A 14,021-nucleotide genomic window follows, 5' to 3' on the forward strand; every position below is an offset into this window, starting at 1 on the left:
TTTGTATACGAAAAACCCCTCGAGTCACCGTCTCAGCACGGCGATTCGAGGGGTTTTTCAGCGTTGGCGTTCCATTTCGACGGTGAAGGTATAGCGGTCTCCACGGTAAGCGGAGATAACGTATTCAAACGGTTGTTCCGTCGCAAGATACGTCAGTTGCTCGACGGATAGGACGGGCGAAGCGGTCGACAAACCAAGGTGACCCGCTTCCTCCTTCGTCGCGAGACGTGATTCAAATGTCTGACTCGCACGTCCGAGGTTCAATCCGCTCGCTTCAGCGAATGCATAGAGCGATGCGGTCGCGACGTCTTGATCAAGTCCGGGTAGGAGTTGTTCCGGGATGTAGACGGTCTCAAGAGCAAGCGCTTGCTCATCAGCAATACGTAAGCGTTTCAGTTCATATACCGATGCCCCTTCGCGAATCCGGAGCTTATTCGCGATCGTCATCGAGGCGTCGATGATTTGATAGGAAAGTAGCGCGCTCGTCGGTTCTAAGCCTAAGTGCTCCATCTCTTCCGAGAAACTCGTCAATCCAGAAAGTTGCATGACGATTTTTTTGTTCGCGACGAATGTTCCACGTCCTTTTTGACGAATCAAGTAACCGGCGTTGACCAAGTTTGAAATGGCTTGGCGGACCGTCATTCGGCTGATTTGATGCGCTTCCGCAAATTCGCGCTCGGACGGAATCAGATCGCCAGGTTGAAGAACACCGCTTTCGATTTGTTGTTTTAAGGCAGCTTCGATTTGATAGTAGATGGGGAGTGGTGAATTTTTATTGATATGCTGAATCACGGCATTTCGTCCCTTCGCGATCGGTAGTCTTTCGTCTAGTGTACTAGGAAAAAGGCAAGCCGACAAACGATTCTGGATGAAATATGGCATAATACAGAGTGAAACTGACAGAGAAAGGTGGTCGAGGCATGCGCCCCGAACAAATAGAATCCGATGTCCGAACCTTTCAGACATCCATTCGCGCAACAAAACAAGTAGATGGTTATTGGGTCGCTTTAGAGAAAAGCTACTTCTATCCAGAGAGCGGTGGACAGCCAGCGGATTGTGGAACATTGAACGACCAACCGGTCCTTGACGTTCAAATCGAAGATGGTATTGTCTGGCACCAACTGGCGACGCCGCTCACAGGTGACGTCACCGGGATCGTGGATGACGCAGTCCGAATCGATCATGCGGCGCAGCATACGGCACAACACGTCATCTCTGCGATCCTACAAGATGAATCAAATATCAAGACACTCAGTTTTCGGACAGGGAGTGAGGTCTCGACGCTTGATATCGAGACACCTGAATGGACAGCTGTTCAACAAGAGCAGTTGGATCGACGATTACGACAGGTGATTGAACAAGGATTGCCGATCACGGCGACTGAATATGACGAGGCGGAAACGCTACGCTTACCATTACGAAAAACACCGCAAGTCGAAGGACGGATTCGTGTCGTTCAAATCGGCACACTCGACTACAGTGCTTGTGGTGGAACGCATCTCGATTCGACGGCACAGCTCGAGTTAATTCTTTTTACTGGAGTCGAACGAATTCGTGGGAACATTCGTCTTTCTTATGTCGCAAAAGAACGGGCACATCAACTTCTACAGGCAGAACGTCATGCCTTGCGGGAAGCAGCGCAAGCTTTATCAGTTAAACCAGTTCAAATTCCAGAAGCAATTCAAGCGGTACAGGACGATCAGAAGCGCTTAACGAAACAGGTCGAACAAGCTCAAGGGCAACTCGCCGCTCTTACACTCGCTCACGCTTTGGAACAACAAGAAGGGCTTCTTATGTTTGAACATCTGGAGGAAGAGATCAAGGTTTCCGAACAACTCGCGAAAGCGATTCAAGAAGCGGGACGCGTCGGCGTCGTCTGGAATGCGACGGTGAACAAGTTACTGATGAGCAGTCCAGGTGAACCGCATCTCGGGAAGTTTGCCAAAGCGCATGTCCAAGCATTCAATGGACGAGGTGGAGGAAGTGCAGTTCAGGCACAAGCACAATTTACGAATCGGGATGATGCGATGGCATATGTCGATCGACTACGGGAGGAATATCAGTTATGACAGTCATTCAAGTACGTACAGCAGAACAACAACAAGCCGTTCGGATGATCCGGGAGCGTGTCTTCGTCGAGGAACAAGGCGTACCACGTCATCTTGAATACGATACACATGATGAAACAGCGATTCATCTGCTTGTCCTCGATGAACAGAGTCGACCGGTTGCGACGGGTCGCACACGTCCATATGACGACCAACGGATGAAGGTGGAACGTGTGGCGACGCTGTCGACAGCCCGAGGAAAAGGATACGGTGGTGAGTTGATGCAGGCGATGGAACGTATTGCGCGACGTGAAGGAAAACAACTGCTGACACTCGGTGCACAAGTCCAAGCCATCCCGTTTTATCAAGGTCTTGGGTACACGATCGTCTCCGATGAATTCGACGATGCGGGCATTCCACACCGGACGATGGAGAAGAAAATGTAAGTTATTTTGAAAGAAATCCTGCAAAAAGGGTTTCTTTTTTTTGTTTTCTATGTATATATATAATTCATAGTGAATTTTTATACAGACAAATGAATTAAAAACCAGGAGGGAATTATACATGTCAAAGCAAAAATTAATCTTAGCGTACTCTGGGGGACTCGATACATCGGTAGCCATCAAATGGTTGAGCAAGGACTATGATGTCATTGCCTTATGCATGGATGTCGGAGAAGGAAAAGATTTATCCGTCATCAAGGAAAAAGCACTCCTCGTCGGTGCGATCGAATCAATCGTTCTCGATGTCAAAGAAGAATTCGCACAAGACTTTGTCTTGCCAGCCCTTCAATATGGCGCTCATTACGAAAATGCCTATCCGTTGATCTCAGCGCTTTCGCGTCCGTTGATTGCAGAAAAACTCGTCGAAGTCGCGCATGAATATGGTGCAACGGCGGTCGCACATGGATGTACCGGAAAAGGGAATGACCAGGTCCGGTTCGAAGTTTCGGTCGCGGCACTTGATCCGTCACTCGAAGTCATCGCACCGGTTCGGGAATGGAAATGGTCACGGGAAGAAGAGATCGCCTACGCGAAAGAAAACAATGTGCCGATCCCGATCAACCTCGATAGCCCATACTCGATCGACATGAACCTTTGGGGACGGAGTAATGAATGTGGCGTCCTAGAAAATCCATGGACAGAACCACCACAAGACGCATTCGCGTTGACGGTAGCACCAGAAGACGCTCCGGATCAGGCAGAAGAAGTCATTATCGGCTTTGAAGCAGGTGTTCCAGTTTCCATTAACGGGACGACGTATCCATTAGCGAAACTGATTACGGAACTGAATATCATCGCTGGAGCACATGGGGTCGGACGGATCGACCACGTCGAGAACCGTCTCGTCGGTATCAAATCGCGGGAAGTCTATGAGTGCCCAGGCGCAACTGTTTTACTCAAAGCTCACGCTGCACTCGAGACGATTACATTGACGAAGGACGTCGCGCATTTCAAACCATTACTCAGCAAACAATATGCAGAAACGATCTACAACGGTCTCTTCCATGCGCCATTGACAAAAGGCTTGAAAGCTTTCTTGACGGCGACACAACAGGACGTCACAGGAGAAGTTCGCGTTAAACTGTTCAAAGGAAATGCAACTGTCACAGGTCGTCAGTCGGCTGTCTCGCTTTATGATGAGAAACTTGCGACGTACACGAAAGAAGATGCATTCGATCATGAAGCAGCAAAAGGCTTCATCAAATTACACGGTCTTGCCGTTTCAACGCATGCGAGTGTACATCGTCAGGCGGGTGTAACGAAATGACCAAACTCTGGGGTGGACGTTTTACGGAAAGTGCTTCCGCTCAAGCGGAAGCCTTCGGAGCATCAATCACGTTCGATCAAAAATTAGCAAGCGTTGATTTGAAAGGCAGTCTCGCACATGCACAGATGTTATTTGAACAAGGGATTCTCGCTCAAGATGAGTGGACACAAATCCAGCAAGGATTAAAGCAACTCGAAGCGACGTTAAAGGACCATTCCTACACATTAGCGGACGAAGACATTCATATGAATCTTGAGCGTTTGTTGACGGAACAGATCGGTCCAGTTGCAGGGAAACTGCATACGGCACGGAGCCGAAACGATCAAGTCGCAACCGATTTACATCTATGGCTGGAGCAGCATGTCGAAGCGTTGACGACGGCATTGCGCGAGCTCCAATCGGTCATCACGGAACAAGCTGAGCAACATATCGAGACGGTTATGCCGGGGTATACGCATTTGCAACGGGCACAACCAATCTCGCTTGCGCATCACTTGCTCGCTTATTTCTGGATGTTCGAACGCGATGTCGAACGATTGACGGATAATCAAAAACGGATCCGAAAATCACCACTCGGAGCGGGGGCGCTCGCGGGGACCACGTTCCCGATCGACCGTTTCCGTTCTGCCGAGTTGCTCGGTTTTGAGTCGGTTTATCCGAACAGTCTCGATGCTGTCTCCGATCGCGACTTCGTCATCGAATACCTCGGGATCGCCTCGACCGTCATGATGCATCTCTCGCGTTTTTGTGAGGAAATCATCATCTGGGCGTCGCAAGAATTCAGCTTCATCGAGTTATCCGATGCCTTCTCGACAGGCTCGAGCATGATGCCACAAAAGAAAAATCCTGATTTCGCTGAGTTGATTCGTGGAAAAACGGGGCGCGTCTACGGCAACCTGATGGGCTTCTTGACGACGATGAAGGCATTACCACTCGCTTACAATAAAGACATGCAAGAGGATAAGGAAGGAGTCTTCGATACAGCAGATACCGTTCTCAAGTCCGTTCAAATCTTCACCGGAATGATTGAATCCGCGACGTTTAAGACCGAAGCGCTCAAGAAGGCGACAATGCAAGACTTCTCGAATGCAACGGAACTCGCCGACTACCTTGTGACGAAAGGCATACCATTCCGCGAAGCACACGAAATCGTCGGGAAAGCCGTCCTCTACTGTGTGCAAAACGGTTGTTTCCTGAAGGACTTGAGTCTCGAAACGTATCAAAGGTTCCATCCAGACATCACAGAAGACGTTTATCCGCTCCTCGATCCGGTTCAAGCAGTGGCACGCCGGACAAGCTACGGCGGTACAGGGTTTGCTGCCGTGTCGAAGCAACTCGAACTCGCGAAGCAGCATCTTGCGACTTGACGGATTTTGAAAAAAATTAGTCAAATAACTGGATTTAACAAAAGATGTCTGCTATAACTGTAACTAACAACCGACAGATAGAGGCGCGGATGACATGAGTAGCATCATTCTTGAAGGCAAGCATGCTGAATGATGTGAAAGGGGAAGTCCGCCGAAGTGAACGAGAAGATGCTTCTTCTCATTTGCTGGTACAACGGTTAAGATCCGTTGTACTGCCGAAACCGATGTTTCGGAGCGCTATCTTACGTAAAAGAACGAATGACTTTGTCTTCGTTTGTCCGATCGTGATAACGACGGGCCGTAGGAACGCTCCTACCGGCCCGTCGTTTTTTTCTGTATCGGGACAAAGGAGATAGGATTGTGACAACTGTACTTAAATTTGGTGGAAGCTCGGTTGCGACTGTCGAACAGATTCAGTCTATTGCGAATTATTTGAAGAGTCGCGCAGCCGAAGGTGAAAAACTCGTCGTCGTCGTTTCGGCGATGGGCAAGATGACAGATTCTTTGATCGCTCAGGCGCAAGCCATCACGGATCGCCCTGAGCGGCGAGAACTCGATCGTCTGCTTGCCATCGGAGAAGAACAGACGATTTCATTACTCAGCATCGCTCTCAACTCACTTGGCGTCAAAGCGTTATCGCAAACGGGCGCGCAAGCAGGGATCAGCACGATGGGTGTGCATACGAAAAGTAAGATCAAACAGATCGATGGAGATCTATTACGACAAAAACTCGAAACGTACGATGTTGTCATCGTCGCCGGATTCCAAGGTGTCAACGAACTCGGTGATGTGACGACGCTCGGACGGGGTGGATCGGATACAACGGCTGTTGCCCTTGCGGCAGTCCTTGATAAACGGTGTGAAATCTACACGGATGTCGACGGTGTCTATACGGCTGATCCACGAATCCATGCCACTGCTCAACCGATTCCGCACATCTCATATGATGAGATGATGGAGATGAGCGCCCTCGGGTCGAAGGTCATGGAAATGCGGAGTGTCGAACTAGGAAAAAAATACGGCGTACACATCTTCGTCGGGAAAACACTTGAATCGAAAAGGGGAACATGGATCATGGAAGCGACGGAAACAATGGAACAAAAAGCGGTCACGAGTGTCAGTGTGACGAAGAACGTCTTGACGGTATCAATCAAACACGTACCGCAAACGAACGCAGCAGTAGCCGATATCTTCGAACTCTTATCGAACCGCCACGTCAACATCGACATGATCAGTCAAACGACGTTTGACAGTGACATCTTCCTATCGTTCTCCTGTCCACTCGACGAGGAAGAGTTCCTCGATGAAGCATTGAAAGACATCATGGATCGCTTCACGACAGTCAAGGTCGACCGCCACGATCAGCACGCGAAGTTATCTGTCGTCGGAATCGGGATGCGGGATGCAACAGGTGTTGCCTCAAAGTTGTTCGCGATCTTCCGAGCGGAGAATATCCCGTTCTATCAAGTCACGACATCAGAAATCAGCATCTCGTACACGATTGCACAAGCAGACATTGAACGGACGGTTGCAGCGATTGCAAACGCGTTCGAGTTATAAGGAGGAAAACAGCATGTATCATGTAGCCGTCATCGGAGCAACCGGCGCCGTCGGTCAAAAAATGTTACAAGTACTCGCAGAACTGGACTTCCCGGTCAGCCGCCTGTCCGCTTACGCTTCTGCTCGTTCAGCAGGGAACACGGTGCAGTTCAAGGGAGAAGATATTACGATCCAAGCGCTGACGCCAAACATCACGGAAGACGGGATCGATGTCGCGTTGTTCGCAGCAGGCGGAACGATCAGTGAGCAATATGCCCCATTACTAGCTGAAAACGGAACACTCGTCGTTGATAATTCAAGTGCCTTCCGGATGCAGGAGACGATTCCACTCGTCGTGCCAGAAGTCAATCCGCAAGCAATTCAAGCGACAGACCGCTTAATTGCGAATCCGAACTGTTCGACGATTCAATCCGTCGTCGCTTTAGCACCGCTCCAGTCACTGGGATTCGAACGGATCAACTATACGACGTATCAGGCCGTATCCGGTTCCGGTCAAAAAGGAATCGAGGATCTGGCACGCGGGGCACGCGGAGAAGAACCCGTCAATTATCCGCATCCGATTCACGATAACATCTTGCCGCATATCGATGTGTTCCTTGAGAACGGTTATACGAAAGAAGAGCAGAAGATGATTGATGAAACACGGAAAATCTTCAATCTTCCAGCATTGCCTGTCAGTGCGACATGTGTCCGGGTTCCAGTCACGAACTCTCACTCGGTTGCAATCAACGTCACGTTTACACAACCGACGACGGTTGCAGCGATCCGTGAAGCACTGGAAGGCGCACCGGGCGTCGTCCTCACCGATGATGTCGCGAATACGCGTTATCCGATGCCACTTGACGCAAGCGGGACGGACGACGTCTACGTCGGTCGGATTCGACAAGATGATAGTCTCACGAACACGTTCCATCTCTGGTGTGTAGCCGACAACATTCGAAAAGGTGCCGCGTCGAACGCCGTACAAGTCGCACGCCAAGCAATCGAACAGTCGATTCATTCATAAAAAAGGAGGAGTTCTTCATGTTCAAAGGAGCAGGTACAGCGCTCGTCACACCATTTAATGAAGCAGGCGAGTTGGATTTACACGTATTCGAACGCTTGATCGAGCAACAACTCGCAGCGGGGATTCAGGCACTTGTCGTCGGAGGAACGACAGGAGAAGGTTCGACACTGACAAACACGGAATTCGAACAGCTATTGACGACTGCCGTTCAAGTCACGGCAGGACGAGTACCCGTCATTGCCGGAACGGGTTCGAACAACACGGCAGTAACAATCGAGAAGACATTACTCGCAGAACGCCTCGGTGCGGATGCAGCGATGCTCGTCACACCGTACTACAATAAAACATCACAAGCCGGTCTCGTCGCGCACTTCACGGCGGTCGCTGATGCAACCGAATTACCGATCATGCTGTACAACGTTCCGTCGCGGACTGGTGTTGCGATCGCAGTCGAAACCGCAGTGACGTTAGCACGTCATCCACGCATCCAAGCGTTTAAGGAAGCGAGTGGAGACGTCAGCTTCATGGGTGAACTGATGGCGGCAATTCCGGAAGACTTCGCGGTCTTCTGTGGAAATGATGATCAAATCCTGCCGTATATGGCATGGGGGGCACAGGGTGTTATTTCAGTTCTCTCTAACCCGTACCCAGCAGAGACACAAGCACTTGCTGAGGCGTTACTCGCGCAAGATCTCGTCACGGCACGCCGGATTCAGGCAGACTTGTTACCGGTCATCGGTGCTTTGTTCAGTGATGTCAATCCGATTCCAGTTAAAGCATCGCTTGAAGAACTCGGTTTTGCTGTCGGTGCGCCGCGCTTGCCGCTCGTGCGTCAATCGGAAGCGGGACACGTCCACTTACTCGAAACGATGCGGGCTTACAAAGGAGTGGTTCGATGAAATTCGCGTTACACGGTTATGGGGCGACAGGACAATACGTCGTCGAACTCGCACCACAAAGTGTCGTAGCGATCGTTGACCGGACGAAGTCATCCGATACGATCGCTTCATATGCCGAGCTAACAGAGATGGCAGAAACGGTCGATGCGATCATCGACTTCTCGCATCCGAGTTTGCTACCGGATCTGCTCGCATATGGGTTGGCGACAAAAACACCACTCGTCATCGCGACGACTGGTTTTTCGGAGGCGGAACTGGCATCGATCAAGGACGCTGCAAAAGAAATTCCGATCTTCCAGTCGTATAACATGTCGTATGGTATTGCGATGGTGCAGCAACTGCTGAAGACACTTGTGCCACTAGCAGGAGCGTATGACATCGAATTGCTCGAGAAACATCACAACCAAAAAGTCGATGCCCCGAGCGGAACGGCGGAGTTGTTATTGCAAACGATTCAGACGGCACGTGACGTCACACCGGTATATGACCGGTCACAAACGCGGCAAAAGCGGGAGACGAACGAGATCGGGATGCACGCGATGCGCGGCGGTACGATCTTCGGAGAACACGAAGTCTTATTCGCAGGTGTCGACGAATTGATTGAAATCAAACATACGGCATTATCGAAAAAAGTATTTGCTTCTGGTGCGATCAAAGCAGCTGAGGCACTCATTCAAAAAACAGCGGGACTCTATACATTAGAGACGCTCTACACACAGGAGGATTCACATGTTACTCACTGATGCTTACGAAATTGCTAAATTCATTAAAGATGCTAAAAAACAAACACCGGTAAAACTTTACGTCAACGGCGATTTGGCGGGCTTGACGATCGAAGGTGCAACAGCGTTCGGATCAGATGAATCAAAGATTTTCTTCGCGGATGCAGGACTTGCGGCTACTTTCTTAGAAAAGTATTCAGATCGCATCACGGATGTTCACGTGGAGTATGACCGTCGCAACAGTGCGGTACCAATGCTTGATACACGTCACTTGAATGCGCGCATCGAACCAGGTTCATGGATTCGTGATCATGTCGTCATCGGTGATAACGCGGTCGTCATGATGGGTGCGATCATCAATATCGGTGCATCGATCGGAGATGGTACAATGATTGATATGAACGCTGTCGTCGGTGCACGTGGGACGATCGGGAAAAACGTTCATGTCGGCGCAGGTGCCGTGGTCGCGGGTGTCCTCGAACCACCTTCAAAAACACCTGTCATCATTGAAGACGGTGTCTTGATCGGTGCGAATGCAGTCATCCTTGAAGGCGTCAAAGTTGGTAAAGATGCCGTCGTCGCTGCCGGTAGTGTCGTCACAGAAGACGTACCTGCTGGAAGCGTCGTTGCCGGAACACCTGCACGTGTCATCAAACAGAAAGATGCGAAAACAGAAGAGAAGACGCAATTGGTGGATGATTTACGTTCACTCTGATTGACGTCGAAGAGGAGGAAAACACATGGCAGTGGATACACAGTATGGAGAAGCAATTTGGTTAGATGGAGTCTTTCATGATCCGAAAGATGCGAACACGAGCGTCATGTCACATGCGATTCACTATGGTAGTGGATTCTTTGAAGGAATTCGTGCCTACGCGACACCGGACGGACCGGCGATTTTCCAATTGAAGGAACATATCGAACGTCTTTTCCGTAGTTGCGCCTATTACCACGTCACGATTCCGTATACGGTTGATGAACTCGTCCAGGCGACGATTGATCTCGTTGCGAAAAACGGATTCGAATCTTGTTATATCCGTCCATTCGTGTTCCTCGGTACGCCATGGCAAGCCTTGATGGCGAAAGATACGACAGTTCATGTCGGCATCTCTTGCTGGGAGCTTGGGGAATACTTCGATAAAGGCGCTGGCATCCGTGCTAAAGTCGCGTCATATCGCCGCGTCTCATCAACGATGATGCCAATGCAAGCGAAAGCGGCTGCCAACTATATGAACTCACAACTCTTAAAAGGTGAAGCGATCCGTGATGGATTTGATGAAGCGATCGCACTCGACATGAACGGAAATGTCAGTGAAGCGAGTGTCGCGAACCTCTTCCTTCTTAAAAACGGAACGATTCATACACCATCACTTGATTGTTCAGTACTCGATGGTATCACACGCCAAGTCATTATCCGTTTGGCACAAGATCAAGGCTATCCTGTCGTCGAACGTCACATCGGACGCGATGAATTATATGTCGCAGATGAGATCTTCTTAACAGGAACAGCTGCTGAAATCACGAGTGTCGGCGAAATCGATCATATCTCCATCAACGGCGGAACACGGAACGTCGCAGATGAATTGCTCGATCTTTACCGTCAAGCCGTCACAGGTCAATTGCCGCAATACGCGGATTGGTTGACGTATGTGACTCCAGCTGTTGCGGAATGACGACGCGTACACTCGTTACGATCGATCGGAAGGCGGTGCGACAGAACGTCGCATCGGTCTTCGCTCGGTCACGTAAACATATTTTTGCCGTGGTCAAGAACAATGCATACAACTTAGGGATGCTCGAGATGGTCGAGACGCTGATGGCGTCTGATGTTCATCATTTTGCTGTCGCAGAGTTGTATGAAGCCATTGAAATTAAAACGAATTTTCCAGACAGTTATGTACTGGTGATGAATCCGACGGAGGATTTTGAAACAGCACGACGTTTCGGAATTGCACTCGGTGTCTCATCGCTAGAATGGCTCGCTCTCCACAATGAACAGCTGCAGGGAGTCGAGTTACATTTGAAGATCAACGTCGGGATGAACCGTTTTGGTGTCAGTTCGCTTCAGGAAGCGGAAGCTGTCCTTACGCTTGCGCAAGCAGATTCGCTCGCTTTAACGGGTTTATATACACACTTTCCACTTGCCGATGAACCGGATGCGGATCACGATGGACAAGTCGAACGTTTCGTCGCCATTGCCGATGTACTACGAAAGCGCCATACGTTTACGTATATGCACTCTGAAAACAGTGCAACGATCGTCAAACACGATCCGCGTCTCGCGTTTTGTAACTATGTCCGTCCCGGGATCTTCTTATTCGGCTATTCGCCGATCGAAAAGATGGACTGGCTCGTGCCATCGCTCCGGATGACGACGGAGGTCGTTGAAATTCGCGAAATCGGACCAGGTGAGCACGTGGGATATGGCACGAATTTTACGAGTACAGAACCGATGCGGATCGCTATTTTGCCCGTCGGCTATGGGGACGGTGTTGTCCGTGGACGGGCCGTTCTACCCGTTCATATTAAAGGGAAGCCTTATCCAGTTATCAATAAACTATTCATGAGCCATACGTTCGTCGCTGTCGATGGAACGGTGGAAGCCGGAGACGAAGTTGTGCTATATGGAGATGGCGTTGAAATTGACGATATCACCCGGACAGGAGCAGCGAACAATTCAGAGCAGATGTGTGCCCGGTCTTGGCGTTTGACGCATCAGTATCTATAAGGAGGAACTTATTATGTATGGAAGTCAATACCTGACAGAAGAAAACAACACGTTGCACATCGATGGTGTCGCAGCGACCGATCTTGCAGCACAGTACGGAACACCGTTGTACGTGATGGCAGAACGGGAGCTGACGGATCGACTGGCGACCGTCCGGGAACACTTCCTTGATAAGTATCCGAATACGTATGCTTCCTTCGCTTCTAAAGCATTGACTGTCAGTGCGGTGTATGAACAAGTCGTGCGTCATGGTCTTGGAATTGACGTCGTCACGGGCGGGGAACTCTTCATCGCCCGTCAATCGGGCGTTCCAGCAGAGCGAATTTATTTCCATGGTTCGAATAAATCAACGGCTGATCTTCAGTATGCTGTCGAAGAAGGTGTCGGACGAATCGTCATCGATCACTTTGCAGAGATTGCACAACTGGAAGCGATTGCGGCACAAGCTGGTCGAACGGTTCATGTCTTGATTCGGATCGTGCCACAAGTCATCGGTGGAGCGCATGCGAAAATTCAGACAGGTGGTGTCGATACGAAATTCGGTTTCTCGACACATGCGTCAGATTACTTGGACGCAATCGAAGCAATTTTAGCATCAGAACATCTATCGTTACTTGGCATCCATTGTCATGTCGGTTCGCAAATCCAAGATCCGTCGCTGTTCGAACAGACGGCTCGGACGATGATGGGCTTCGTCGAAACAATTCGTGTACAACATGATTTCACAGTCAGCGAAGTCAACGTTGGAGGTGGGTTCGGAATTGCCTATACGCAGGACGACCAGCCACTTGATTTTGAAGCGACGATCGCACGCGTCATGGATGTCATTGAGACGGAAACGGCACGACTTGGCATCGAACGTCCGCGAATCGGTATCGAACCAGGACGCTGGGTCGTTGCGAATGCAGGGACGACACTTTATACAGTTGGAGCAATAAAAGAGATCGAAGGCGTCCGGACATATCTTTCGGTGGACGGTGGAATGACGGATAACATTCGTCCCGCACTTTACGGAGCGGTTTATGAAACCGTCATCGCTAACCGGATGAGTGGCGAAACGACCGAAGTGACCGTCGTTGGAGCAGCTTGTGAATCAGGTGATCTCGTCGCTGAAAAAGCGCAGTTAGTTACGCCAAAGAGTGGCGATACCCTCGCTGTATTTGGAACGGGAGCGTATAACTTCTCGATGGCAAGCAACTACAATCAATTCTTACGTCCGGCACTCGTCTTCGTTCAGGACGGGGAATCCCGCGAAGTCGTCCGTCGACAAACATATGCGGACTTAGTTCAGTGTGATCTTGGAATCAGTGGGGTCCGTTCGGAGTCATAAGAGGTGACGGGTCAAGCGATTGACGACAAAAAAACCGGCGTTTCGCCGGTTTTTCATACATGTGACGATTCTTCTCGCGACTAGAGAGGAATCGTTTTTTTTGCTGTGATCAGTCTATTTATTTTGGGATTTTCAAGACTTGTCCAACGAGTAAGAGATTCGGATTTGTGATGCCGTTCGCCTGCATTAATGCTGTGACGGTGACGCCGTAACGTGTCGCAATCGAGTAAAGTGTATCACCCGCTTTAACCGTATACGTCGTTGTCGGGATTTTTAAGACTTGACCGACATTGAGTAGACTCCAATTCGTGATGTTGTTCGCACTCGCGAGGGCAGAGACCGAGACATTGTATTTACGGGCAATCGAATAGAGTGTATCGCCCGCTTTGACAGTATACGTCGTACCGGTTGGGACCGTAGAACGCAACAGTTCTGAAATCGTGACGAACGAATAGCCTTTTGCTTTTAATTTCGAAATCATCGTCGGCAGGGCGGTTGGTGTTCCTTTCGCACCAGCCCCAGTATGCATGAGGATGATTGATCCAGGAACGACTTTTGGTAACACACGATCCAAGATGGCTGTTGAAGAGG

Annotated in this window: 14 protein-coding genes and 1 riboswitch; of the genes, 12 read left to right on the forward strand and 2 right to left on the reverse strand. The window is 49.9% G+C overall.

Annotated elements, in window-relative coordinates:
* Positions 1–57: 57 nt before the first annotated feature.
* Positions 58–792, reverse strand: a complete 735-nt coding sequence (phnF, locus tag B4F99_RS12085; RefSeq protein WP_023467107.1) for a phosphonate metabolism transcriptional regulator PhnF — start codon at positions 790–792, stop codon at positions 58–60.
* 128 nt (positions 793–920) lie between these two features.
* Here phnF and B4F99_RS12090 point away from each other — a divergent pair, with 128 nt between their 5' ends.
* The 12 genes from B4F99_RS12090 (at position 921) to lysA (ending at position 13,430) form a co-directional block, all read left to right on the forward strand.
* Positions 921–2,069 carry an alanyl-tRNA editing protein gene (locus tag B4F99_RS12090; protein WP_290758267.1) on the forward strand — a complete coding sequence of 383 codons (1,149 nt, stop codon included), beginning with the start codon at positions 921–923 and terminating at the stop codon, positions 2,067–2,069.
* Positions 2,066–2,494 (forward strand): GNAT family N-acetyltransferase, encoded by a 429-nt coding sequence (locus B4F99_RS12095; protein WP_056063443.1) that lies wholly within the window; start codon positions 2,066–2,068, stop codon positions 2,492–2,494. The genes B4F99_RS12090 and B4F99_RS12095 overlap by 4 nt, the downstream gene beginning before the upstream one ends.
* A 118-nt stretch (positions 2,495–2,612) precedes the next feature.
* Positions 2,613–3,818, forward strand: a complete 1,206-nt coding sequence (locus tag B4F99_RS12100; protein ID WP_290758273.1) for an argininosuccinate synthase — start codon at positions 2,613–2,615, stop codon at positions 3,816–3,818.
* A complete protein-coding gene (argH, locus tag B4F99_RS12105) occupies positions 3,815–5,185 on the forward strand; it encodes an argininosuccinate lyase (protein ID WP_290758276.1) in 1,371 nt (456 codons plus the stop codon). Before B4F99_RS12100 ends, argH begins: the two co-directional genes overlap by 4 nt.
* A 70-nt stretch (positions 5,186–5,255) precedes the next feature.
* A riboswitch (Lysine riboswitch) is annotated at positions 5,256–5,433 on the forward strand.
* Between the two features lie 112 nt (positions 5,434–5,545).
* Positions 5,546–6,745 carry an aspartate kinase gene (locus tag B4F99_RS12110; RefSeq protein ID WP_056063449.1) on the forward strand — a complete coding sequence of 400 codons (1,200 nt, stop codon included), beginning with the start codon at positions 5,546–5,548 and terminating at the stop codon, positions 6,743–6,745.
* A 13-nt stretch (positions 6,746–6,758) separates the two neighbouring features.
* Positions 6,759–7,751 carry an aspartate-semialdehyde dehydrogenase gene (locus B4F99_RS12115; protein WP_290758281.1) on the forward strand — a complete coding sequence of 331 codons (993 nt, stop codon included), beginning with the start codon at positions 6,759–6,761 and terminating at the stop codon, positions 7,749–7,751.
* A gap of 17 nt (positions 7,752–7,768) precedes the next feature.
* On the forward strand, positions 7,769–8,650 hold the full coding sequence (gene dapA / locus B4F99_RS12120) for a 4-hydroxy-tetrahydrodipicolinate synthase (RefSeq protein WP_087682094.1): 882 nt from the start codon (positions 7,769–7,771) through the stop codon (positions 8,648–8,650).
* Entirely contained in the window at positions 8,647–9,393 is a 747-nt protein-coding gene (gene dapB, locus B4F99_RS12125; RefSeq protein WP_290758287.1) for a 4-hydroxy-tetrahydrodipicolinate reductase, read from the forward strand. The genes dapA and dapB overlap by 4 nt, the downstream gene beginning before the upstream one ends.
* Positions 9,380–10,087 (forward strand): 2,3,4,5-tetrahydropyridine-2,6-dicarboxylate N-acetyltransferase, encoded by a 708-nt coding sequence (gene dapD / locus B4F99_RS12130; protein WP_029340774.1) that lies wholly within the window; start codon positions 9,380–9,382, stop codon positions 10,085–10,087. Before dapB ends, dapD begins: the two co-directional genes overlap by 14 nt.
* Before the next feature lie 25 nt (positions 10,088–10,112).
* Positions 10,113–11,045: a branched-chain amino acid transaminase gene (locus B4F99_RS12135; protein WP_023467124.1), complete on the forward strand. Its 933-nt coding sequence runs from the start codon at positions 10,113–10,115 to the stop codon at positions 11,043–11,045.
* On the forward strand, positions 11,042–12,100 hold the full coding sequence (alr, locus tag B4F99_RS12140) for an alanine racemase (RefSeq protein WP_290758290.1): 1,059 nt from the start codon (positions 11,042–11,044) through the stop codon (positions 12,098–12,100). The genes B4F99_RS12135 and alr overlap by 4 nt, the downstream gene beginning before the upstream one ends.
* A 13-nt stretch (positions 12,101–12,113) precedes the next feature.
* Positions 12,114–13,430 (forward strand): diaminopimelate decarboxylase, encoded by a 1,317-nt coding sequence (gene lysA, locus B4F99_RS12145; protein ID WP_290758293.1) that lies wholly within the window; start codon positions 12,114–12,116, stop codon positions 13,428–13,430.
* Between the two features lie 118 nt (positions 13,431–13,548).
* Here the strand turns inward: lysA and B4F99_RS12150 are convergent.
* The coding region (locus tag B4F99_RS12150; protein ID WP_290758297.1) for a LysM peptidoglycan-binding domain-containing protein at positions 13,549–14,021 on the reverse strand (473 nt) is incomplete at its 5' end.

Source organism: Exiguobacterium sp. UBA3491, from assembly GCF_002377745.1.
In the GTDB taxonomy this organism is placed as follows: domain Bacteria; phylum Bacillota; class Bacilli; order Exiguobacteriales; family Exiguobacteriaceae; genus Exiguobacterium_A.